At 64.7% G+C, this 22,405-nt stretch carries 20 protein-coding genes; 15 read left to right on the plus strand and 5 right to left on the minus strand.

All coding sequences use genetic code 11. The features are described 5' to 3' along the window. The first annotated feature begins 101 nt into the window (after positions 1–101). The 14 genes from ACTCB7_RS05325 (at position 102) to ACTCB7_RS05390 (ending at position 12,584) form a co-directional block, all read left to right on the plus strand. The gene (locus tag ACTCB7_RS05325) at positions 102–305 is read left to right on the plus strand and encodes a Flp family type IVb pilin (RefSeq protein WP_463005826.1); all 204 of its coding nucleotides are present in this window, start codon (positions 102–104) and stop codon (positions 303–305) included. Between the two features lie 83 nt (positions 306–388). After that, positions 389–937: an A24 family peptidase gene (locus tag ACTCB7_RS05330; protein ID WP_463005827.1), complete on the plus strand. Its 549-nt coding sequence runs from the start codon at positions 389–391 to the stop codon at positions 935–937. Positions 938–985: 48 nt separating this feature from the next. Further along, entirely contained in the window at positions 986–2,371 is a 1,386-nt protein-coding gene (locus ACTCB7_RS05335; RefSeq protein ID WP_463005828.1) for an AAA family ATPase, read from the plus strand. Continuing rightward, positions 2,368–3,165 (plus strand): Flp pilus assembly protein CpaB, encoded by a 798-nt coding sequence (gene cpaB, locus ACTCB7_RS05340; RefSeq protein WP_463005829.1) that lies wholly within the window; start codon positions 2,368–2,370, stop codon positions 3,163–3,165. The genes ACTCB7_RS05335 and cpaB overlap by 4 nt, the downstream gene beginning before the upstream one ends. Before the next feature lie 58 nt (positions 3,166–3,223). After that, positions 3,224–4,798 (plus strand): type II and III secretion system protein family protein, encoded by a 1,575-nt coding sequence (locus ACTCB7_RS05345; RefSeq protein WP_463005830.1) that lies wholly within the window; start codon positions 3,224–3,226, stop codon positions 4,796–4,798. 38 nt (positions 4,799–4,836) lie between these two features. After that, the gene (locus ACTCB7_RS05350) at positions 4,837–5,094 is read left to right on the plus strand and encodes a hypothetical protein (protein WP_224415630.1); all 258 of its coding nucleotides are present in this window, start codon (positions 4,837–4,839) and stop codon (positions 5,092–5,094) included. Between the two features lie 68 nt (positions 5,095–5,162). Next, positions 5,163–6,353 (plus strand): AAA family ATPase, encoded by a 1,191-nt coding sequence (locus ACTCB7_RS05355; RefSeq protein WP_463005831.1) that lies wholly within the window; start codon positions 5,163–5,165, stop codon positions 6,351–6,353. A gap of 53 nt (positions 6,354–6,406) precedes the next feature. Further along, the gene (locus tag ACTCB7_RS05360; RefSeq protein WP_463005832.1) at positions 6,407–7,828 is read left to right on the plus strand and encodes a CpaF family protein; all 1,422 of its coding nucleotides are present in this window, start codon (positions 6,407–6,409) and stop codon (positions 7,826–7,828) included. Beyond that, entirely contained in the window at positions 7,825–8,802 is a 978-nt protein-coding gene (locus ACTCB7_RS05365) for a type II secretion system F family protein (protein ID WP_463005833.1), read from the plus strand. Before ACTCB7_RS05360 ends, ACTCB7_RS05365 begins: the two co-directional genes overlap by 4 nt. A 16-nt stretch (positions 8,803–8,818) precedes the next feature. Continuing rightward, positions 8,819–9,817 carry a type II secretion system F family protein gene (locus ACTCB7_RS05370; protein WP_463005834.1) on the plus strand — a complete coding sequence of 333 codons (999 nt, stop codon included), beginning with the start codon at positions 8,819–8,821 and terminating at the stop codon, positions 9,815–9,817. 69 nt (positions 9,818–9,886) lie between these two features. After that, a complete protein-coding gene (locus ACTCB7_RS05375) occupies positions 9,887–10,831 on the plus strand; it encodes a tetratricopeptide repeat protein (RefSeq protein WP_463005835.1) in 945 nt (314 codons plus the stop codon). Positions 10,832–10,842: 11 nt separating this feature from the next. Beyond that, positions 10,843–11,286, plus strand: coding sequence for a TadE/TadG family type IV pilus assembly protein (locus ACTCB7_RS05380; RefSeq protein ID WP_463005836.1), 444 nt, complete (start codon positions 10,843–10,845; stop codon positions 11,284–11,286). 3 nt (positions 11,287–11,289) lie between these two features. After that, positions 11,290–12,048: a TadE/TadG family type IV pilus assembly protein gene (locus ACTCB7_RS05385; protein ID WP_224421544.1), complete on the plus strand. Its 759-nt coding sequence runs from the start codon at positions 11,290–11,292 to the stop codon at positions 12,046–12,048. After that, positions 11,949–12,584, plus strand: a complete 636-nt coding sequence (locus ACTCB7_RS05390; protein ID WP_224421545.1) for a hypothetical protein — start codon at positions 11,949–11,951, stop codon at positions 12,582–12,584. Before ACTCB7_RS05385 ends, ACTCB7_RS05390 begins: the two co-directional genes overlap by 100 nt. Before the next feature lie 70 nt (positions 12,585–12,654). Here the strand turns inward: ACTCB7_RS05390 and ACTCB7_RS05395 are convergent, their stop codons facing one another. Beyond that, complete coding sequence (locus ACTCB7_RS05395) at positions 12,655–13,320, minus strand: helix-turn-helix domain-containing protein (protein ID WP_224421546.1); 666 nt, start codon at positions 13,318–13,320, stop codon at positions 12,655–12,657. 730 nt (positions 13,321–14,050) lie between these two features. Between ACTCB7_RS05395 and ACTCB7_RS05400 the strand changes: the two genes are divergently transcribed. Further along, on the plus strand, positions 14,051–14,248 hold the full coding sequence (locus ACTCB7_RS05400; protein WP_463005837.1) for a hypothetical protein: 198 nt from the start codon (positions 14,051–14,053) through the stop codon (positions 14,246–14,248). 339 nt (positions 14,249–14,587) lie between these two features. Here the strand turns inward: ACTCB7_RS05400 and drmC are convergent, their stop codons facing one another. Genes drmC through ACTCB7_RS05420 form a run of 4 tightly spaced genes read right to left on the minus strand, consistent with a single transcriptional unit; the run spans position 14,588 to position 22,380 of the window. After that, entirely contained in the window at positions 14,588–15,322 is a 735-nt protein-coding gene (gene drmC / locus ACTCB7_RS05405; protein WP_463005838.1) for a DISARM system phospholipase D-like protein DrmC, read from the minus strand. A 17-nt stretch (positions 15,323–15,339) separates the two neighbouring features. Then, the gene (gene drmB, locus ACTCB7_RS05410) at positions 15,340–17,181 is read right to left on the minus strand and encodes a DrmB family protein (RefSeq protein ID WP_463005839.1); all 1,842 of its coding nucleotides are present in this window, start codon (positions 17,179–17,181) and stop codon (positions 15,340–15,342) included. After that, positions 17,178–21,212, minus strand: a complete 4,035-nt coding sequence (gene drmA, locus ACTCB7_RS05415) for a DISARM system helicase DrmA (protein ID WP_463005840.1) — start codon at positions 21,210–21,212, stop codon at positions 17,178–17,180. Before drmA ends, drmB begins: the two co-directional genes overlap by 4 nt. Before the next feature lie 10 nt (positions 21,213–21,222). Then, complete coding sequence (locus ACTCB7_RS05420; protein ID WP_463005848.1) at positions 21,223–22,380, minus strand: restriction endonuclease; 1,158 nt, start codon at positions 22,378–22,380, stop codon at positions 21,223–21,225. Between the last annotated feature and the right edge of the window lie 25 nt (positions 22,381–22,405).

Genomic DNA, 22,405 nt, shown 5'->3' on the forward strand with positions numbered 1-22,405 from the left:
CAAGCCGTAACATTTGGATACATCCAAGCTGACATCGGGAGCTGATTCCCGGGGCAGAACAACAAGCCCGACTGAAAACGGAAGCAATGGAGATTCAGGACATGAACAAGTTGATGATGGGTGTGCAGCGCTTTCTGCATGATGAGGAAGGTACCGAGGTCGTGGAATGGGCGCTGGTAGCGGGTCTTATTGTGGCTATAGGGGCCGTTCTTTTCGGATCTGTAAAGACAGAGCTAGTCGGCGCTGCAGGTGATGGCTCAGGTGGAGTAATGGGTAGGATCGCTGATAAATTAGCTGGCAATTAAAAAGTCAATAAATAATCCAACAACCTTAATAAAGAGGCGTCTTTTATGGCGCCTCTATGCCCATAAAGTCAGGAGTATTCGATATGCCTCTATCATTAACTCTCATATCAATACTGCTGGTTTTTTTGGGAAGTGCCGCGCTCTGGGACCTGCGCCAACGGCGCATCCCCAATGCGCTGATTATGGCCGGGGCTATCGTGGGTATTCTGCTGCAAGGGATGGTGGCAGGCCACGGCGGGGCCCTGGCCGCCATCGAGGGGCTGGGGATCGGTCTGCTCGTTCTCATGCCGGGTTACCTGATGGGCTTTACCGGGGCCGGCGACGTCAAGCTGATGGCCGCTATCGGCACCTTCCTCGGGCCCTACAACGTTTTTCTTGTCGCGCTGGCGAGCATCGCCGTGGGCGGCGTGATCGCCCTGGGCTTCGCCGCCAGTGCGCTGTTTTCCCGCAACTCACCCTCCCCCTGGCCGCGCTACAGGCTGATGGTCCGCACCCTGGTCACCACCGGAAAGCCGATCTATGTGGCGCCCGCCGAGGGCGAGGTGATGGGCCGCAAGTTTCCCTATGCGGTGTCGATTGCCATCGGCACCACTCTGTTCCTGCTCTGGCAGTCGCCGTGGCTGGCCCAGTGAACATGAACCTTCTCGTGCCCCTTTTCGTGAAGTTCCGGAGATAACGCCATGATCCGCCCCGATGCCACCCCGCTTGCCGCCGAGCCGCCAGTGCCCGCCACTCCCTTGGCGGCGCCGCGCCCGCGCGACCTGGCGGAGGCCGGGCTGAGCGAGCTGTATGTGGCGGACCTGATCTCCAAACATCTGTTCGAGCAGGGCGTGCTCGACCTGCAGGCACTCACCCGTTGCGTCGCGCTCGCCGGCGGCCTGCTGGAGCCGGTACTGGCCTTCCTGCGCGAGACGGCGCGTGTCGAGGTGCGCGGCGCCACCCTGGACGGACTGCTGCGTTTCGCGCTCACCGAGCGTGGCCGACTGGTGGCGCAGGAAGCTCTGGCGCGGGACGGCTACATCGGCCCGGCGCCGGTGCCGCTGGAACAATACGCCGCCCTCGTCGAGCGGCAGTCGATGAGTGCCCGCAGCGTCGATCGCGACCGCGTGCATGCCGCCTTCGCCGACATCCAGATTCGCCCCGAGCTGCTCGACCAGCTGGGCCCGGCGCTGCACTCCGGACGCGCCACCTTCATTCACGGCGATGCCGGCACCGGCAAGACCTACATCGCCCGCCGGCTGGCGCGGCTGCTGGCCGGCGAGGTGCTGATCCCGCATGCCGTGCTGGTCGCCGGCAAGGCCGTGCGCCTGTTCGATGGCGGCGTGCACGAGCCGCTCGAGGAACCGCTGGAGGAAGCCCCGAGCGTCGACACGGTGACCAACACGGTCGCGGCGGCGTACCTGAACTCGCTGCACCTGGGCCAGGGCCACGACCCGCGCTACGTGCGCTGCCGGCGCCCGGTGGTGGTGGTCGGCGGCGAGCTGACCATGGACATGCTCGAAGTACAGTACGACACCACCACCCATATTCACCATGCGCCGGCCCAGCTGCGCGCCAACAACGGCATGCTGGTGATCGACGACCTGGGCCGTCAGCGCATGCGCCCCGACGAGCTGTTCAACCGCTGGATCGTGCCCATGGAGGAACGCCGCGACTTCCTGAGCCTGCGCAGCGGCCAGCACTTCCAGGTGCCCTTCGATGTCGCGCTGGTGTTCTCCAGCAACCGTCACCCGCAGGAGCTGGCCGACCCGGCCTTCCTGCGCCGCATCGGCTACAAGATCCGTTTCGAGCCGCTGGTTCGCGACGAGTACCACGCCATCTGGCAGCAGGAGTGCCGCCGCCGCGGGCTGGAAGCGGAACCGGCGATGGCCGACTTCGTCATCGACGCCCTGCACGGCCGCCACGGCGTGCCCCTGCTGCCCTGCCACCCCCGCGACCTGCTGGGGCTGGCGATGGACTACCTGGGCTACCGCGGCGAGACGGCGCTCGACGAGGCCGCGCTGCGCTGGGCCTGGCGGACCTATTTCGTGGAGCCCGGCGCCGCCGGGGAGGAGCGTGAGTCATGAGGAAGAAGGGTGTAGTCGCGATGCTGGGGATCTCCCTGGTACTGGCGGTGGGGGCCGCGAGCCTGGCCAACAGCTGGCTGAAGCAGCGCGCGGGCGGCGACGAGCCGGACACCGCCTCGGTGGTGGTGGCGGCGCTGGAGATCCCCTTCGGGCGCAAGGTCCAGGCCGCCGACCTCAATACCATCCAGCTGCCGCCCTATGCGGTCCCCAAGGGCAGCTTCACTTCCGTGGATCAGGTGGTGGGCCAAGTCAGCTCGCAGCCCATCTACCCCGGGGAAGTGGTGCTCAAGAACCGGCTCTCCGAGTACCTGGGCGGCAGCGCCCTGTCGGCGGTGCTGGCCCCGGGCAAGCGGGCGATCAGCGTTCGGGTGGATGACGTGGTCGGCGTCGCCGGCTTCCTGCTGCCCGGCAACATGGTGGATGTGGTCTCGACCCGGCGCAACGGCGGCGGTCGCGACGTCGCCTCGCGGACCATCCTGCAGGAGATCAAGGTGCTGGCCGTCGACCAGATCGCCTCCCAGGACCGCGACAGCCCGGTGATCGTGCGCGCCGTGACCCTGGAGGTCACCCCGTCGCAGGCCGAGCAGCTCGTCGAGGCCACCCAGGAAGGCCGGGTGCAGCTGACCCTGCGCAACCCGCTCGACAAGAAGAAGGCGCCCGTGGACGTCGCCCAGGCCGAACCGGCCACGCCCAAGGCGCCGCCGAAGGCCGCGGTCACCCACCACCGGCCGGTGGCGATGCGGGTCAGCGTGATCCGCGGCACCCAGATGAGCTCGACGGTGGTACGCAACTGACGCGCCGCCGGCAAGCCCGCCAATGCCGATTCATAACGAAAACAAGGGTGAGGGTCTCATGAACAACCAGGGAACAAGAAGGCTGCTGACCGGGCTGGTCCTGGTGCTCGGTCTGGGCTGGGGGCCGCTGGCCGGCGCCCAGTCCACCGGCGCGGTGCCGCTCGCCATCTCCGGGCACAACCGGGCCATGTCGGTGGACGTGGCGATCGACAAGTCCAAGGTGCTGGACTTCCCTCACCCGGTGAAGATCCTCTCGGTGGGCAACCCCGACGTGGCCGACATCGTGGTGGTGCGCTCGGGGCAGATCTACGTGCTCGGCAAGTCGCTGGGCAACACCAACGTGGTGCTGTGGGATCGCAACGACAAGGTCCAGGGCTCGCTCAACATCGAGGTGACGCCGGACATGGAGTCGCTCAAGGCGGACCTGCACGAGCTGCTGCCCGACGAGTCGGTCCAGGTGCGCGCCGCCAACGGCCGGCTGATACTCAGTGGCGAGGTCTCCAGCGCCGAGCGCATGGACACCGCCCTGCGTCTGGCCGAAAGCTACGTGCCGAAGGGCAAGGACGACAAGGAGGGCTCGCCGATCCTCAACATGATGCAGGTGGGCGGCGCCCAGCAGGTCATGCTCGAGGTCAAGGTCGCCGAGGTCACGCGTTCGCTGGTCAAGCGTCTCGAGAGCCAGTTCAACGTGTTCAACATCGTCGGCTCGTCGCTGCGCCTGGGTGCCGTCAAGGGCGGCGCCACCTTCCCGGATGCCCTGTTCAACGGCACCGCAGGGCAGCAGGGACGGGTGCCGGCGGTCAGCGGCGGCAACCCGCTGGGCACGCCGGCCGCGCCGGTCATCGACGAGTTCGCACCCTCGACGGCGACCATCGAGGACGCCGGCATCTTCGCCAGCTACCAGCGTGGCGACTACCTGCTCAACCTGGTGCTGGACGCCGCCAATCGTCAGGGGGTCGCCAAGATCCTCGCCGAACCCAACCTGACCACCCTGACCGGAGAGGAGGCCACCTTCCTGGCCGGCGGCGAGTTCCCCATCCCCGTGCCCCAGGGCGACGGCAAGGTGACCATCGATTACAAGGACTTCGGCGTCGGGCTCAACTTCGTCCCGGTGGTGCTGGATTCGGGGGTCATCAACCTCAAGGTGGGCGTGGCGGTCTCGGACCTGGTCTCGGACAACAGCCTGACCGTGGCGCCGAGCGGCGCGTCCAGCCAGTTCTTCGTGCCCGCGCTGGTCAAGCGCAGCGCCAGCTCCACCCTGGAGCTGGGCAACGGCCAGACCATCGCCATCGCCGGCATGCTCAACGAGAACCTGCGCCAGAACGTCAGCAAGCTGCCCGGGCTGGGCGATTTGCCGGTGCTCGGCGCGCTGTTCCGCAGCCAGGAGTTCATCAAGGACCAGACCGAGCTGGTGATCTTCGTCACCCCGCGTCTGGCCCGGCCGATGGCCCCGGACCAGGCCCACCTGCCCACCGGCAGCTTCGTCGCCCCCAGCGACGTGGACTTCTACCTGCTGGGACGCCTGGGCGGTCGCCCGGAGGCGCCGGCCAGCCGTAGCGGTGGCGAGTCCGTGGACCCGCTGCTCAACCGCCGCGACGGCGGCACCGAAGGCCGCTTCGGCCATGACCTCTGAGCGTGACCATGAACGCGTGCCAACCCAGGAGAGCCGCCATGTACCACCCGCGACTGCTGCTCGTGACCCTCTGCTCGGCGCTGGTCGCCGCCTGTGCCCCCAACCCCGAGGAAGGGCTGCCGCCCTACGGCGCCAGCGTTCACCACATGCTGCAGGCCCAGACCTACCGCCCGGGCGACACGCCGCCGCCACCGACGCTGCACGGCGACCGGGCGGCCAGCACCATGGACGCCTACCGCCGCGGCGACGCGCCGCCGGCCGGATACGGCGCCATGATGCCCGATGTCTCGAAATGAGCCCCGCACCATCGGGCCTGAGCCCGACGGCGGCGGGACCATCCACTTGCGATCAGTGAGGTAGGGTTATGCGCAATCGACTGGATTTGCTGCTGGCCGGCCGCGCGCGGGATGAGCTCGGGGCGCTGGAGACCCTGCTGCGCACCCGGCGCGATGTCGGTATCAGGACCCGCGTGATGCTCAACGGCACCGTCGACCCGCTCAAGGATGTCTATCCGCTGCCGGATGCGCTGGTACTGGTCGCCAGCGAGAACTGGCGCGCCGAGCTGGCGGCGTACGCCGAACGCCCCCCGGGCGAGCGTCCGGCACTGCTGGTGGTCGGCGAGTCGTCCCATACCGAACTGATCCGGGTGGCCATGCGCGCCGGCGCCCGGGACTTCCTGTCCCCACCCGTCGACGACGGCGAGATCGGCCACTTCCTCGACGACCTGCTGCGCGACCAGCGGGTCGCCGCCAGCCAGAAGACCGCGCGGCTGACCGCGGTGATCAACGCCAAGGGCGGCTCGGGGGCGAGCATGATCGCCGCCAACCTGGCCCATGCCCTCGCCGCCTCCCTCGAACGCCATACCGTGCTGGTGGACATGGACGTGCAGTTCGGCGCCCTGCCGCTGTACTTCAACCTGACGCCCCGCAACGGCCTGGTTCGCGCCCTGGAGCTGGTCGACAGCCTCGACCTGCTGGCCCTGGAGGGCTACGTGCTGCCCCATCAGAGCGGGCTCGACCTGATGGCCTCGACCCCCGAGGACCGCATGACCATCGCCGAGGTACCGGAGGAACGGGTGGAGATGCTGCTCAAGCTGCTCGGCGAGGCCTACGAGGACATCGTCGTCGACTTGCCGCGCTGGGTCAGCGGCGCCACCGCCATGACCCTGGAACACGCCGACCAGGTGCTGGTGGTCATGGAACAGGGCGTGGCGCACCTGCGCGATGCCCAGCAGTTGGTGAGCATCCTGGGCAACGAACTCAACATCGCCGACTCGCGCATCACCGTGGTGGTCAACCGGTTCAGCAAGAGCAACCCGGTCTCGCTCAAGGACATCCGCGAGGCACTGCCGGACCTGCAGGTGATCAGCCTGCCCAACGATTACCGGCGGGTCAGCCGCAGCGTGAACATGGGCAGCCCGCTGCTCGAGACGGCCGGCGGCGCCGCGATCACCCGCAACCTGGAACGCCTGGCCCGTTCGCTCGACGAGGGCGACGGCCAGCTGCGCACCCGCAGTTCGGGATGGAACCTGCTGGGCTGGGCCCGGCGCGCCTGACGATGGCTGACCATGCCTGACAACGCCTGACGATGCCCGAGAGGAGAGAATCGATGAATCTGCGCGAACGACTCACCGGCAGCAACGGCCACGCTTCCAGCGGCCATGCCGCCAACGGCAACCCCGCCGGCACCACCCCGCCGCCGGGCAACGCCGGATGGACGGCCCCGGGGCTGCGCGGTGGCGACGGCGGCCTGAGCGAGGAGGAGCAGGCCTTCAAGGAGGCCCTGTTCAAGCGGCTGGTCAAGACACTCGACCTGTCGCTGCTCGGCGGGCTGGGCGACAAGGAGGCGCGCAACCAGATCCAGATGGTCTGCGAGTCGCTGATGCGCGAGGAGACGCTGCCCTTCAACGCCAGCGTGCGCCAGCGCATCGTCGCCGACCTGCAGGACGAGGTGCTGGGCCTCGGCCCGCTCGAGGCGCTGCTGGCCGACCGCACGGTGTCCGACATCCTGGTCAACGGCACGGCGCCGATCTTCGTCGAACGCCACGGCAAGCTCGAGCAGACCCAGCTGCGCTTCGCCAGTGACCGCCACCTGATGTCGATCATCGACCGCATCGTCTCCAGCGTGGGGCGGCGCATCGACGAGTCCTCGCCGATGGTCGACGCTCGCCTCAAGGACGGCTCCCGCGTCAACGCCATCATCCCGCCGCTGGCCATCGACGGCCCCATGCTGTCGATCCGCCGCTTCGCGGTCGACAACCTGACCGCCGCCAACCTGGTCGAGATCGGCACCCTTTCGGAGACGGAGGCGCGGCTGCTCGAGGCGATCGTCAAGTCGCGGCTCAACGTGCTGGTCTCGGGCGGTACCGGGGCGGGCAAGACCACCATGCTCAACGTGCTGTCGAGCTTCATCCCGCACCGCGAGCGCATCGTCACCATCGAGGATTCCGCCGAGCTGCAGCTGCAGCAGCCCCATGTGGTGCGCCTCGAGACCCGCCCGCCCAACATCGAGGGGCGCGGCGAGGTGAGCCAGCGCGACCTGGTGCGCAACAGCCTGCGCATGCGCCCCGACCGCATCATCATCGGCGAGGTGCGCGGCGGCGAGACCCTGGACATGCTGCAGGCGATGAACACCGGCCATGACGGCTCACTGACCACCATCCACGCCAACACCCCGCGCGACGCCCTGACCCGCATCGAGAGCATGGTGGCGATGAGCGGGGTCAGCCTGCCCATGCGGCCGCTGCGTGCGCAGATCGCCTCGGCGATCGACGTGGTGCTGCAGGTCGAGCGCCAGGAGGACGGCCGGCGCCGGCTGGTCAGCGTGCAGGAGATCAACGGCCAGGAAGGCGATGTCATCACCATGTCGGAGATCTTCACCTTCCGCCGCGACGGCGTTGACACCGACGGCAACGTCATCGGCCGCTTCAGCGCGACCGGCGTGGTGCCGCATTTCTACGATCGCCTCAAGCAGCGCGGCATGGACCCCGGACTCGAGGTGTTCCAGCCCGGCGAGGAGCAGTGGCGATGAACGTCAACCTCTCCGACCAGGCGATCGTCGTCATCATGGTCGCCGTCGCCGTGTTCCTGCTGGCGCAGAGCTTCATGGTGCCGGCCTTCGGCGAGAACCGGCAGGCCCGTAAGCGTCTCAAGAAGCGCCTGCGCGCGGTGGCCGACACCCCGGAACGCCGCGAGCGTCTCGCCCTGCTGCACAACCGCCGCCAGCCCTCGTCGCTGGAGCGCACCCTCGGGGCGCTGCCCGGCATGCGCCGCCTCGAGCGCCTCATCGAGCAGGCCGGCCGCGAGACCCCGGCCTACCGGCTGGTACTGATTAGCCTGAGCCTGGGCGTTATTGCCGGTATCTTGTTGGCCAAGCTGTCGACCTTTCCCCTGCTGATCGCAATCGGCGGGGGCGTGGCCGGCGCCCTGCCCCTGCTCAAGCTGCTGCGCGAGCGCAACCGGCGCCTGGCGAAGTTCGAGGAGCAGCTGCCCGACGCCCTGGTGATCATGGCTCGGGCGCTGCGCGCCGGGCACCCCTTCAACGATGCCATGAAGCTGGTCGCCGAGGAGATGCCCGAGCCCATCGGACCGGAGTTCCGCATCACCTTCATGGAGATCAACTACGGCGGCGACATCCGCCTGGCCCTGGAGGGGCTGCTGGAGCGCATCGGCAGCGTGACGGTGATGGTCTTCGTCACCTCGGTGCTGATCCAGCGCGAGACCGGCGGCAACCTCGCCGAGCTGGTGGACGGGCTGGCCACAGTGATCCGCGAGCGCTTCCGCTTCCACCGCAAACTGAAAACGCTCTCCGCCGAGGGGCGCCTGGCCGCCTGGATACTCTCGTTGCTGCCGTTCGGCCTGGCGGGCGTGCTGTCAGTCGCCAGCCCGGATTTCCTGCCAACGCTTACCAAGGACCCTATCGGCCGGCAGATGGTCATGGCGGCGTTCGTGATGGTCATCGCCGGCATCCTGTGGATACGCCGTATCGTGCGCATCGAGGTGTAAAAAAGGGGGAACCGCCATGGAATTCCTGAATCAGCTGCGGGCCCTGCTCAACGGCCTGATCGCCGACCCCGAGCTGGCCCAACTCAGCTTCGTGGTCCTGCTCGGCCTGGCGGTCTTCGCCCTGCTGGCCGCCATCATGCTGCTGTTCCTGGGGCTGGCCGACCCGGTGAGGCGCCGGCTACAGCATCTCGAAGCGCAGCCGGCCGGCACGGGAGCGAGCACCACCGCCAGCGAAACCGCCGGCGATGGCGCCGGCCAGGGCCTGCGCGGCCTGGTGGACCCCATGGGCAAGCGGCTGATGCCCACCACAGAGGAAGCCCGCAGCAAGGCCTACAGCCGGCTGCGTAAAGCCGGCATCCGCACCCCCGGCGCCCTGAACACCTTCTTCGGCGCCAAGCTCGGCCTCGCCCTGCTGCTGCCCAGCGTGGCGCTGGTGGCGACCATCCCCTTTCGGGTGCCCCTGAATATCGGCCTGATGGTGGCGATAGCGTCGGGGGTGGTGGGCTACGTGGCGCCCTCCTTCTGGCTCGACCGCCGGATCAAGCGACGCACGCTCGCCCTGCGCCGCGGACTGCCCGACGCCCTGGACCTGCTGGTGGTCTGCTGCGAGGCCGGCCTGGGACTGGGGGCGGCCATCCAGCGGGTGGCACGTGACCTGGCGATCAGCCAGCCGGAAATGGCCGAGGAGCTGACCCTGTTCGGCATGCAGACCCGCGCGGGCATGGACACCCGCACCGCCCTGCGCGACCTGGAGGAGCGCACCGGGGTCGACGACATCCACGGCCTGGTCACCAGCCTGCTGCAGAGCATGCGCTTCGGCACCAGCATCGCCACGACCCTGCGCATCTACGCCTCGGAGCTGCGCGACAAGCGCACCCAGGAAGCCGAGGAAAAGGCCGCCAAGGTGAGCACCAAGATGCTGTTCCCGCTGGTGTTCTGCATATTGCCCAGCTTCTTCGTGGTGTCACTCGGCCCGCCGCTGCTGGGCGCAATGCGCGTAATGAGCGGACTATAAGTTTTTCCGGCAGGCATACAACAATTCCATCGAGCAGGGGGCACCATCATGAAAATGAAAACCACAGGCATGAAAACCACAGGCAGAACCCTCCGGCTTCTCGCCATCCTCACCGCCAGCGCCTGGCTGGCGGGCTGTGCCGGCACACCGCAGAAGGGGAACCAGGACGAGTACGGTGTCTTCTCCGACAGCCAGTCGTCGGCCACCTACGCGACCGCCTTCCCGGTGGGCTCGCCGGAGGAGGCCTATCAGAACGGCGACGCGGCCGTGCAGTCCGGCGACTACGACCGGGCGCTGTTCGAGTACATCCGCGGGTTGCGTCTCGCCGACACGCCGTCCGCCGAGGCGCTCTACAAGATCGGCTACATCCACTACCAGCGGGACAACTACCGCCTCGCCTCGCTGGCGTTCCGCTGGGTGCTCAAGCTCGAACCCGACAACGCTCGGGCGGGCACCGGGCTCGGCGAGGTGCTGCTCAAGACCCGCCACTACAAGGAGGCCGAGAAGCAGCTGCGCGGCGTGATCATCGCCCACGGACAGGCGCCGTGGCGGGCCTACAACGGGCTGGGCATCCTGCTGGACATCCAGGGCAAGGGCGAGGAGGCCGAGAAAGTCTACCAGGAGGCGCTGAAGGTCAACCCGAACTCGGCGCTGGTGCTCAACAACCTGGGCTACTCGCGCTACCTGCGCGGCGACTGGGACGGCGCCAACGAGGCGCTGGAGGCGGCGCTGCGCGCCAAGCCCGGCTACGAGCTGGCCTGGCGCAACCTGGGGCTCGTGCACGCCCGCCAGGGCGACTACGACTACGCGCTCGAGGCTCTGGAGCGCAGCAGCAAGCCGGCCCAGGCCTACAACGACGTCGGCTACGTGACGATGATCTCGGGCGACTATTCGCGGGCCCTGTCCTTCTTCGAGGAGGCCATGCGCCAGTCGCCGGCCTACTACGTCACCGCGAGCGAGAACGCCCGTAATGTGCAACGCAAGCTGAACCGCATGAGCGGCAGCGATCTGTGACGGAGGCGGCCATGAAATCATTGCACAAGCAACACGGGGCGGAGACGGTCGAGTTCGCGATCAGCGCGAGCCTGCTCTTCCTGCTGCTGTTCGGGATCATCGAGTTCAGCGTGGCGCTGTTCGACAAGGCGACGCTGACCAACGCCAGCCGCGAGGGCGCGCGCACGGGCATCCTCTTCCGGCCCGGCCCACGTGACCTGACGGCCGAGGATGCCGCCATCACGGCCGCGGTACAGGACTATGCCGACCAGTATCTGATCTCGCTGGGCGGGGCGGCGGCAATGTCGGTCGACATCCAGCGCCAGGACCTGACGGGTGACGCGACCTTCAACGCCGGGGACGCCCTGCAGGTGACCGTCGACTACCCCTACCACTTCCTGCTGTTACCTGACTTTGTCGGCAACCTGGGCGGCATTATCAACCTGAATGCCACAACCGTGATGCGAGCGGAGTGACCCATGACCATTCAACTTTCGGCAAGTTGCTCCGGCGGCCCGACCCTGCACCGACGCCAGCGGGGCGTATCCACCGTGCTGCTGGCGGTGGCACTATTCATGCTACTGGGTTTCGCAGCACTAGCGGTAGATATCAGTAACCTTTACGTGGCACGCAACGAGTTGCACAACGCCGCCGATGCCGGCGCGCTGGCGGGGGTGCGTTACTTGTATGTGAAGGATGGAACCAGGGTCAATGACGGTACCCAGCCCTACGATCCGAGCGACCCAAATGATCCCTACAAGAGTGCCGAGGTTCGAGCAACAGAGGCGGCAAAAGCCAACAAGAGCCAGAGCTCGTCAGTCGAGGTGATCAGTGCACAGCGGGGTCACTGGAGCTTCACCACCCGGACTTTCACGGCTAACCCCTCCCCGGACCCGGTGGATCTATTCTCAAAAACCACCAGCGAGCTGGACATCGACCCCAATTTCATCAACGCCGTGGAGGTAAAGACTGCACGGAGTGAGAGACCGGTGGAATCCCTATTTGGGTGGGCTTTAGGGTTTGATAATTACAAGGTGGGTGCCAAGTCTGTAGCCTATATCGGCTTCGCCGGGTCACTGCGCCCCCACGACGCGGACGAGCCGATCGCCAGGCGCCCGACGGCACCTATGACTGCAGCGTGGGACGTTTCATCCCCGAGGGCGACCAGACCGGCGGCTGGACCAACTTCCAGACCGACGGCAGCGGTGGTGCCAATGCCGGGGAACTCAAGAGCCTGATCTGCGGCGATGGCAACGACAACGAACTGCAGTATGGCGAAGACATCGGTACCAACAACGGCCAGGTCGATGCCGCCTATCAGGCCTTGTATGACTGCTGGAAGGACAAGACCGCCCAGAAGGAGCCGTGGGGGCTGACCCTGCCGGTGATCGACTGCCAGGATGGGGTATCACCCAATAATGAGCTGGTCGGCGCGGTGGAGCTCAACATCGTCTGGATGACGGCCTCCCCGATCAGCAAGATCGATAACCTGCCAAGCAACCAGAACCCCGGCGCGCCCACCGAGATGGCCATCCCGCCGCCGGACACCGACAGTCCATCACCGGGTACCTGGACCAGCAATGACGCCAGCGGCCTGAATCGCTGGAACTCCTTCGTCGACCAGTTCAATCTCCGCAGCGCCGACGATACGCCGGCCGAGTGGCACGACAAGAGCATCTACTTCCTGCCCAGCTGCACCGTGCACGAACCCAAGGGCAACACCGGCGGCGAGAACTACGGCGTTCTGGCCCGGATTCCGGTGCTGGTTCAGTAGAGAGCAAGGCGTGCCGCAGATCAGGACACTGCAACGAAGACGGGCGGCCCGGAAGGCCGCCCTTTCATCATTACTGAGAATGCAGCTCGGCCTCGGTCGAGAGAGGTTCGGCGGTACTCGGGGCGACGGTCGACGTGTTTTCCCGGATTGCCTGACGATAGCGTGAGGGCGGCATACCGACGTAGCGTTGAAAGATACGCGTGAAATAGGACAGGTCGCGAAAGCCCACGGTAAAGCAGACATCGGTTATCGAAGTCCGGGAGTTGACGAGCAGGCGCCTGGCCTCCTCGATACGCCGGGACAGCAAGTATTCCTGGAAGGTCATCTTGGTCATCCGCCGGAAAAGGCGGCTGAACTGAAAGGGGCTCAAGCCGAAAATCTCGGCCACCTCGGCCTGAACGATCTTGTTGTGCAGGTTGGCATCCACATGGGTCAGGGCACGCTCGATGATGGACTTTTCCTCGGGATTGCCGGTATAGCGCTGGCGGGCATCGGGCGGAATGGCATTGGTACTTTCCAGCGTCTGGCGCGTTTTCGTATCCACGCTGCCCTGATTCTGCAGGGCTTCCAGAGTTTCCACCACGCTCAGCAGGCGTTGCGTATCGACGGGCAGGGTGAAGTAATCCCAGACCCGCGTGCGAAAGGCCCAGACGGCCAGGCTCTCGGAATGCGCCTGGGTGATCATCAGCACCGGTACCGCGGGCAGCTGCTGGCGAGTCCGACAGCCCCAGCGCATCCGGGTAGTCGAACTGGAAACAGGCGACGATGGGCGGCTCGCGCTGCATCGCCGGAACGGGGTCCACACCGACGGGAATGAACCTGACCGAGTAGCCACCGGCCTTCAAGGCAGCGACATAATCGCTGGCGGGACTCTCGTTGATATCACGCACCACCACAAGAACATGACCCATGACCATCCCCTCCCCCTGCTCGAGGAATCGTCCTGTCTTTTTATGGGGTTGGAAACACCAACCCAGGCCTGCCCTTCCCTGTCGAAAAACTCCCTGTTCCCCCTTTCCCTCTCCTGATCCGGCGATCCTTCAGGCATCAATGAGCCGCTGGTCAATGACGCTGACCCCTGGATCATCGCAATATGCATAAATTTATAATTAAAAAGCACTAAAAAGAGGCTTGCGAAAAAGGGCCACTGATTACGAAAGCTAGTCGCCCGGTCGCGTTTTTTCTACTGCCGCTCGCCCTGGGGGGCGGGGAATTCATTGATCATTGAGATGGGTTAACGATTTGCCTGATAACCCCGGCTGTCTGGTGTTATCCAATACCAGATGAGAAATGACGATCAGCGAACCTGTCGCAGATGCAACAATAGGGCGCTTTCGAGGTGAAATGACCCCGGACTTACCCGGGCTGCTACCAGGCATTCACCAACGCCCTGGAGCGGGCCGGGATCGAGGTTACCCCGAGGACAACGTACTCACGTCCTCCGGCATACCTTCGCCAGTCATCTCATGCTGAACGGGGGCAACCTGCTCGTCCTGCAAAAGATCCTGGGACACCAGAGCATCCAGATGACCATGGGTTACGCGCACCTGTCCCCGGACCATCTCAGCGAAGCGGTGAAATTCGGGCCGAAAGCGCCCGTTGACACTTTGTTGACACAAGGGGAAAAAGCGGAAGAAAAAGGCGGGAGAAACAATCGCAAGTGATTGATTTCATGGTGGGCCCAGCAGGATTCGAACCTGCGACCAAGGGATTATGAGTTCGATCTTAAAACAATAACTCACTGACAAACAAGGAAAAGCAACTGTAATTGAGCGAAAGGTACAGTTCTTTGGAATCAGTAGCTTAGCGAAAGTTGAGGATAGCACACGAAGCTGGTGTGTGTACCGAAGATGTACCATTGAAACACCACAACTACATTTCATTTTGATATGCACATGCCTGCAAAGCGTAGATACCGCTCATCCATGAGCCCATGGCTCCACAACTGGTACTAAAATATAAGTATAAGTACTGACCAAAAGTGTCAGCCGATACGCTAATTTCTATACTGTGTTGACGATACCAGTGCTCACGATCGATTCCAGGTACTCTGCCAGCCTTCTGGGATGCTCGCCGCCCCTCAACAACACGCCGGCCTCCATGTTTCTCTCCATGGCATAACTGGTCAGGTTGGCGCTGGTGATGAAGGCGAGGCGATCGTCGGCCACGGCAACCTTGGCATGAACACTGCCCCCAGTGAACTCTTCAGACCGTTTCTGCCAAGCGAAGAAGCGTGCTCTGGGAAGGACTTCTCTCATCAGTGAAACCGAGTCCACAGAGAGGTTTCCGCCCTTACCTTCGGGCGACTCCAGAAGAATCTTGACGTCGACTCCGCGATCGGCAGCCTCATTCAGCGCGGTGACGATGCGATCGACCCGGTAAGCCACGAAACTGGTCAGGAAGAGGCGCTTCCGGGCACCGCGGATCACCTCAAGCATGACCTGCTCCGTCTGCCGTGTGGCGGTACCAGCGGGAGATGGCCCCGTCCACACCAGCTCGGGGCTCAGCACCTGATAGTGCTCGACGACACAGGAGGCCCCTTCGAGCATCCCGGCAAGGTGAGGCGCCGATACGTGGTGGTCTGCCGCCTCACGCAGGAGCCGCCGAAGCAGCTCTTTCGAGTGGTGGTGCGTCACGCGACGCTCCAGAACGAACGCATCGATCTCGCCTTGCTGGATCAGCGCGTCGACGACGCTGCGCAAGGCACCCTTGGAGACGGCCGTGGCGAACTCGACCACGGATCGGTGCATCCCGTTCACCCTTCCCACCAGAAGAAGGCGGCACCGCGTGTCTCCAGCGTGGGCATCAGCAGGGCACGATCCAGATACCTGTTGCCGGCTTCACAGGAGGTCTCGGCGACGAAGGAGCACGCATGACAGGATGCGCCGTGAAGTGACTGGTCCTTGGTGGGGTCGTGCTCCGCACACAGCGGATCGGAGGAGCACACCTCGGCCCGATCCAAGGCTTGGGTCATCAACCTCTCCAGGTTCTCCGGCTTGCCGAGCTCGACGAGACCACCCAGGGTGCCGTCGGAATCCGCCGCCGCGGTGTAGATCAGCACACCGGCTTGATTCTGGTCGCCCTCGACATCGGCGTAGATGCGCTCCCGGATGCTCGCTGCATTGTAGCCACACTCGAGTGCCATCTCTCGGATCAGGGCATGGGCCAGAGTGTGGAGCATGGCATAACGTATCCCGGGATAGCCGACTTCTGGGTCCAGTTTCCGCTTTCTCCGCCAGCCACGATGAGCGGATCGGAGCTTTCTGTCCAACTCACCGACGGCCTCTCGACCATGCCAACCCTCCAGATGGTCGAGGTTGAACTCGATGAAGACACCTTCTCCGTGCACCTCCGTCGCCGGTACCCATTCTGGTGCACGATACGTCAGTGGTGCTCGCTTCACCGAGTCTTCGCCCGCCTCCTCCTCCGGCGACTCGATCCGCGTGAAGCCGATCAGTGCGTTGACCTCCTTCAACCGCTCCAGGAGGACCACTCGCCTGATCTCGTCCCTGAACTGGTTCGGGGCGGAGACGACCTTGCTCTTGAAACTCGGATAGTCGTTGGGTGGCTCATCGGCCGTGAGCACCTCCCATTCGGGTGTCTTGATGTCACGATCGTGGACCTCGTCCCCCCCGCTCTGGTGCGCCTGAATGGCGGCCCATATCTCGCCGACCTCATATGCCTCGATGCCTGGCAGCTGGCCGGACTTCTTGAGCGTCTTGACGATCGTCTTCACTTCCGGCTCGTCTTCGGCATCCTCGAAGAAGGTCCAGCCATCCTGGACCAGCTGGCTCAAGGGAGTCGACGACTTGGGCGGAATCGCCAGTACGGAGAGCGTCGCCGGAAACCAGCCGTTGGTGGCCCCGAGCAGGACCGTTCGAGGCTCCTGATCACACTCCTCGAACCGCGTGAGATGTGGATGTCGGCCTCGACAGCCCGGCAGGTTCTCCTTGCTCGCCTTGCCGAACGCATGAGCCATGTTGCGTGAGGCCTCGCATTCGTCGCACTTCACCCACAGGTTCTCCGTCTGCAGCGAGGCGCCGTTCTCATAGAACCGCAGCCACCCCTTGCAGTCGCTCGGTCCGCGGTGCACGAACCAGTGCCAAGGAAAGTCGTCCAGGTGCCCCGACTTGCAGGCGATCAGGAAGCGGGCGGGGACGGCGTCGGCATCGGTGGCCTTCTTGGTGCCGTCCGAGCCCTTGCATCCCTTGTGTACGTAACGCGCTCTCTCGATCCTGAATCGATCCTTCAGCTCGAACAGCCCCGCCTCGACGGGCGAGAGGAGCCCGCACTTCACGCATCTGAGCCAGCGGGGAAACGGCTTCACCGGGACACCGATCAGCGCCTCGGCAGAGGTATTGTCCTTCACTTCCTCCTCGTTGATCGGCGGCATGCGCAGGGACTCGACCTGAGGCCCGAGTACCCGCCTGACGTTCGCCAGGAGACGCGCCTCGTGAATGGCTCGGCACCTGGGCTCGTCCCACTGCTCGGAGGACATGGTGACGACGGACATGTTGGGAAGGTCGATCAAGGCTCCGGGCCCATACGACCACAGCAACTGACTGGGGCGGATCTCACCGATTCGCGTCCTGCTCATGACTCTTCTCCCTCTTCCGTGGATGCCGCAGGCCGCACCTGCCAGTCGGGCGCATCACGCATCCAGGCGTCGTCCATGACGATGCCCACGCCGGGCTCCACTTCACGCATCGACATCGGCACCGTCCATTTCGACCAGGGATCTGCACCTGGTTTCTTGAGTAGATCGACGGAGGTGTCCGACGACTTGCCCATCTTCTGATACACCAGCGTGCGACCACCCAGGCTCGCCTCCTTGGCCCAATCATCTGCTCGAGACTTGAGCTGATCCATCGTCCACTGCCGCTTCTCCTTGGACTCGGTGACGTTCGATGCGCGATCCACGATCCGGCCGGTGGCGTTTCGCACCTCACCACGGTCCGGCCGATCCAACTCATCGGCGCCCTCGTTGGCGCCGAATGCCTCATATTCGTTGCGAAGCAGGCTGACGAAGGTGCCGGTCAGACCACGATCCATCGCTCGAGGCGAGAACGGGGTGACCGACTGCGCCTCCACGTGCTGGTAGAAGGTGGCGTGGTAATGCTCGTAGGTCTCGTAATGCGACAGATCACGCGGTTTCGACCAGGTGAGCACGCTGGCCACCAGGCCTGGGAAGGCACGCCCCACCCGGGAGGTGGCCTGGATGTACTCGGCCGTGCCCTTGGGCTGGCCATTGACGACCATCAGCCCGAGCCGGTTGACGTCGACTCCCACGGAGAGCATGTTCGTCGCCAGCACCACGTCGAGCGCACGATGGTCGCGCTCGCCATAGTCGACGATCCACTTGCCCGCCTGGTCGTCGTAGCGCCCCTGGAAGCCGATCTCCATCTGGTCGAGATACTTGGGGATCTCGTCGTTGCGTACTCGCGAGGTCAACTCCACCACATCGATCTTGCGACGCTGAGCCAATCCCGGGCGTTCGACCAGACTCATGGCGACCCGGTAACAGCGCGTGTTGACGTCGTCTTCCGCCAGGCGCTTCATGCCACCGAGCTCGCGGAGTGAATTGAAGTAGCCGACCAGCGTCATGTAGGGATCCGCGGCCTTGCCGAAGTGATCGAACAGGGCCTGGGCCGCGGTCAGGAAGGCCGTGTAGGTGCGAATCAGGACCGCGGGGCGAGAGCTGCCCGGCGCACAGATGCCCAGATAACGACGCCCGGAGATCTCTTCGGTCGGGCGCTGGACGGAGAAATAGTTGTCCTCGACGTCCAGCCCGGAAGGCGGGAAGACGGCGAGTCGCCGCATGAAGACGTTGCGCACCTGATCGGCCGCCTTGCGGACCGTCGCCGTGGAGGCGACGACCTTGGGGCGAATCTTGGTGTCTCCGTCGTGCCAACTGCAGAGTTCGTCCACGGCCGTCTCGTAGAGGCCGACCATGGTACCCAGCGGCCCGCTGATCAGGTGGAACTCGTCCTGGATGATCAGATCCGGCGGCCGAATCGCGGGTACGGTTTTCACCTTGGAGGCGGGGTGCATGCCCTGCCTGCGATGCCGTTGGCCACAGTCGTGGCCCGGCCACAGCAACCCATGGCGTTCACACTCCCGATCGACTCTCCCGAAGAGCGCCCGCACTTCGGGCCGCCACGCCATCTGCGCAAACTTGTCGACCGTCGCGATCATCATGCTGGGCGGACGATGATAGATCTCTTCGTCGACCACTTTCACGGGCAGCCCAGGATGGGCGAGTCTCGACGACTGGCCTTCGGAGAACTCGCAGCGACCGTAGGGATCGCTGCAGTAGAGCGTCGTGCGCAGCGCCGTCTTGTCGACCTTGATGTCTCGGCCGGGAGCGATCTCCGAGCCACACCACGGACAGCCGGTGAGCTGCGCCGGTGACGCCAGGCTCGAGGTGTTGCGATCGTCGTTGCGCGTCGCCTCGATGGCTTCGTGTGCCTTGGCCGTGGTGCCCGGGGTCACCTTATTGCCGACCCACAGCCCAATGGTGAACGGCTCCTCCCCCCAGACGGCTGATTCACTGCGGCGTATCACCTCCATGGCACAGATCAATGCAGTGGCACGTTGGAACTGCTGCAGCGTGAGCAGGCGCAGGGTGTAGCGCATGATCACGGTGAGACCACGGGAACCATCCAACCCATTCTGCATGCCCATCAGGCGACGTATCCCCATGGCGAAGGCGGCGACACCCAGATAGGCCTCCGTCTTGCCGCCCCCGGTGGGGAACCACAGCAGATCGGCATGCGCCTCGACGGGATGGGTCCTGTCCTGGTGGTGTGGATTCGCGAGAGAGGGAATCGAGAGCAACAGGAAGGCGAGCTGGAAGGGGCGCCACGAAAAATTCTTCCTTTCTTCGTGTAGAGTCTCGAGTGACGGATCGGCACCGCGCCGCTTCTGAAGTGAGTAGATACTACGGATCCGTTGATCCGCCATCGCCTGGTTGGCGAAGCGAAAGGCCTTTAGCGCCTTCGGGTCTTCAGCCAGGGTCGACACCCCCTCGCGAAGTCGGCCGAGGATGGAGCGGCAGTCACCGAGGATGCTCTTCGCCGCCTCCTCGTGCACGGTGATCTCGTCACCGATCCTGTTCTCCTGCTCCCCGATCCAGGCGGCATAGTCCTCGGTGAGGGTGGTCAAGGCCTCTCGCAGCTCCTCGACCTCCATCGCCGCCAGTTCCTTCATGTCCAGCCAACCACGTTCGATCATGTGCCGTTGAGCGGGGCGGTCCTCGGGAGACGACCCGGGGGTCTCCGTGACGGGGATCTCGTAGTGGGGCATGACCTGAGTGCGCACCTCGGTCGCCAACGTCGGCTCCGTGTCGGAAGTCGTGGCATGAACCGACACCCCATGACCGACGGCGAACTCGAGCTTGCGCCGATAGACCAGGGCGAGGCGTTCGCGCTCCTCGTCGTCGACGGAGTCGCTGCCGGGGCGACGATGGAAGATCGCCTTGCCGTCGGCCGCGTCTACCGCCGCGACACGAATCTCGGGCTGGAACACCCAGGCGGCATCCTTGTTCTGCTTAGGTTCCTCTTGACCGTTCACCAGGAAGAGCGTGACCAGGCGCTCTCCCTTGCCATTGGTTCGTATCGTCCCCTGGAGACGGACCTGATCGTCGCTGCGGCTTGGCGCCTTGGGAGTGATGGAACCATCCACGAGGGGCAGACGGACGGAGCCGCCGCAGGGCACCCGCTTCCACACCTTGATCTTGATCTGCTCCTCTTCCCCCGTCTCCTTGTTCTTCCGGGTGCGGGTGAAGTCGTGCTCCCTGCCGGGGACCTTCTCGTAGCGCCCCCAACTGGCGGTCACCTCGACGCTGTCGACGTCCGGCGCCACGCAGAACGTCATCCCGATGCTCGAGGGGACCAGCGACTGGTTGTCGGTGGTGTCGATCTCGTCGAGGGCATCGTCGTCGGGATCGACTCGCCCCGTGACCTTGCTGAAGTCCTGCCCCGGCTGGTGGAGCGAGGCATCCTGAGGCTCGACCGGCTCGTCATCCTCATCCATCCCCGCCGCCGGTTCGACCGTGGCGGTGTCGCCGTCCGCGGGTTTTCGCGGGGCGAGCTTGCCGACGAGATAACGATCCTGGACGCTCATGTCCTTGATCAGCTCCTCCGGCCCACCGGCAGGGCCGAGAAGGTCGTCGACGACCGCCAACTGCAACAGCTCACGTATGTATGCATGGGCATGGGGTTTGTGCTCGGGACGCTCGGGGGCGACGAGTGGCACCTCAGCAAGCGAGAACCCCAGCCCCTTCGAGACGGCCTCCGCGAACTTGGTCCATTCGAGGCGACCGATACTACTCGAACAAGGCGGCAAGCCCAGGCTGCCAAGTGACACAGGCTGCTCGATGGGCTTCACGCGGTCCAGGTAGTACGTCGTGGCATCGGCCTTATGGTTTGCTTTGAGCACACGGCCGACACGGGTGACAAGGGCAGTTGGACCGACGATGAGCAGCCAGTCACCATCACAGACTCCCCGGAGAAGCTCCCCACTGGCCGTGACTCGCAATGTGAATGGTGACAGCCTCGGATCGGTGATGGCACCCTGGTCGACGGCCATCCATGCGTTGGGAGTTCGACCTTCCATCTTCTCAGCCATCCTTTCCCCCTCAGTTCCCGAATTCGTTGTTCAGCAAGGACTCGACTCTACTTTTCGAATTGTATCCGTTCTTGATCAGTATCTCTGCGATGTCCCGGCCTGAGATGAAGATGATGGGATGCCGGTCCTCACGGACCTCTGCATAGGCTTGTTTCGAGACCACAGACGTGGTGACCAGCACACCGAATTGCCTGTGGCGGATCCGAGAGATGAGGCGGGCGACGTCCTTTACGCCCACCGTGACGGGTGAACCGTCGCCAACGACGGGTGGACGGTAGCACTTCGCCTCCAGTGAGAACTCGGCATGGACCGGGTCGGACATCAAACCCAGCGAGTAGCGACCGACCGCATCACGTCCCCCATCCACCACGCCACGGGTGATCTCGTCGATGACGACGCGGGTGTCGGTCATCTGATAGATGCGGGCGGCGAATGCCTCGAAGGCGTGAGGAGTGGCATTGAAGTGGCCCCAGACGGCCCCGAGGATGTCTGCCTCGATATTTGTGCCGACAGTCTGCTGGTCAACTGATCGGATCGTCGTCGTGGGTTCGGCAGTGAGGGGCAGATAGTGGCCCTTCGTCACCCACTCCCGCCATGCATGTGGCGCATGCTCCGTCAACGAGTCGCCGGCTGCGAGGTCGTCGAGCCAACGACGCTCCACCACCGGCACGTCGAGGATGGTGAAGTGAGCGCGGTAGTTCTGGAAACGCTGCCCCTCGGCCGACTTCCAGATGCCCACGAGATCCTCGGTGGCGGACAATCCAGGAAAGCCCGGCACGGCCAAGCCCCGGAACTGTACCGAGCGTGCACCATGCTCGGTTGGATGTTTTCGAAACACGAAGAATGGAGGCACGCCAACGCGCGGAGCCTGGTCGGCGTGTACACGGTCGAAGGCATGCCGCAGCAGTGCATTGCCGCCCTTTCGCGTATCGTGCAATTCATGGCCAGGCTTCTTGTTGTCACCGTAATAGGTGAAGAGCCCCGTGCTCGGATCAAGGGTGTCGGGCCAGTCGGGGTCATGCCCCGTCGTGTACAGGACGACCCAATTCCTGTCCTGGCCACGCCCCGCCATCCGGAAGCCACCCATGTTGCCCGTTCCGGGGAGCAGCTTGTTGATCGGCTCGCCCCACAATTGGCCGTCGTGGGTGCTTTCGTATACGGCATCCACGATCAAGTCGCAACTCGACAGATCG

It is taken from the genome of Modicisalibacter sp., from assembly GCF_055145905.1.

Coding starts and splice junctions, on each gene's coding strand:
- ACTCB7_RS05385 (WP_224421544.1), top strand. CDS start 11,290: ATGACCATTCAACTTTCGGCAAGTTGCTCCGGCGGCCCGACCCTGCAC.
- ACTCB7_RS05325 (WP_463005826.1), top strand. CDS start 102: ATGAACAAGTTGATGATGGGTGTGCAGCGCTTTCTGCATGATGAGGAA.
- ACTCB7_RS05360 (WP_463005832.1), top strand. CDS start 6,407: ATGAATCTGCGCGAACGACTCACCGGCAGCAACGGCCACGCTTCCAGC.
- ACTCB7_RS05355 (WP_463005831.1), top strand. CDS start 5,163: ATGCGCAATCGACTGGATTTGCTGCTGGCCGGCCGCGCGCGGGATGAG.
- ACTCB7_RS05345 (WP_463005830.1), top strand. CDS start 3,224: ATGAACAACCAGGGAACAAGAAGGCTGCTGACCGGGCTGGTCCTGGTG.
- ACTCB7_RS05380 (WP_463005836.1), top strand. CDS start 10,843: ATGAAATCATTGCACAAGCAACACGGGGCGGAGACGGTCGAGTTCGCG.
- drmA (WP_463005840.1), bottom strand. CDS start 21,212: ATGGCTGAGAAGATGGAAGGTCGAACTCCCAACGCATGGATGGCCGTC.
- ACTCB7_RS05375 (WP_463005835.1), top strand. CDS start 9,887: ATGAAAACCACAGGCAGAACCCTCCGGCTTCTCGCCATCCTCACCGCC.
- ACTCB7_RS05335 (WP_463005828.1), top strand. CDS start 986: ATGATCCGCCCCGATGCCACCCCGCTTGCCGCCGAGCCGCCAGTGCCC.
- ACTCB7_RS05400 (WP_463005837.1), top strand. CDS start 14,051: ATGCTGAACGGGGGCAACCTGCTCGTCCTGCAAAAGATCCTGGGACAC.
- drmB (WP_463005839.1), bottom strand. CDS start 17,181: ATGAGCAGGACGCGAATCGGTGAGATCCGCCCCAGTCAGTTGCTGTGG.
- ACTCB7_RS05330 (WP_463005827.1), top strand. CDS start 389: ATGCCTCTATCATTAACTCTCATATCAATACTGCTGGTTTTTTTGGGA.
- ACTCB7_RS05365 (WP_463005833.1), top strand. CDS start 7,825: ATGAACGTCAACCTCTCCGACCAGGCGATCGTCGTCATCATGGTCGCC.
- ACTCB7_RS05395 (WP_224421546.1), bottom strand. CDS start 13,320: ATGCGCTGGGGCTGTCGGACTCGCCAGCAGCTGCCCGCGGTACCGGTG.
- ACTCB7_RS05370 (WP_463005834.1), top strand. CDS start 8,819: ATGGAATTCCTGAATCAGCTGCGGGCCCTGCTCAACGGCCTGATCGCC.
- ACTCB7_RS05350 (WP_224415630.1), top strand. CDS start 4,837: ATGTACCACCCGCGACTGCTGCTCGTGACCCTCTGCTCGGCGCTGGTC.
- cpaB (WP_463005829.1), top strand. CDS start 2,368: ATGAGGAAGAAGGGTGTAGTCGCGATGCTGGGGATCTCCCTGGTACTG.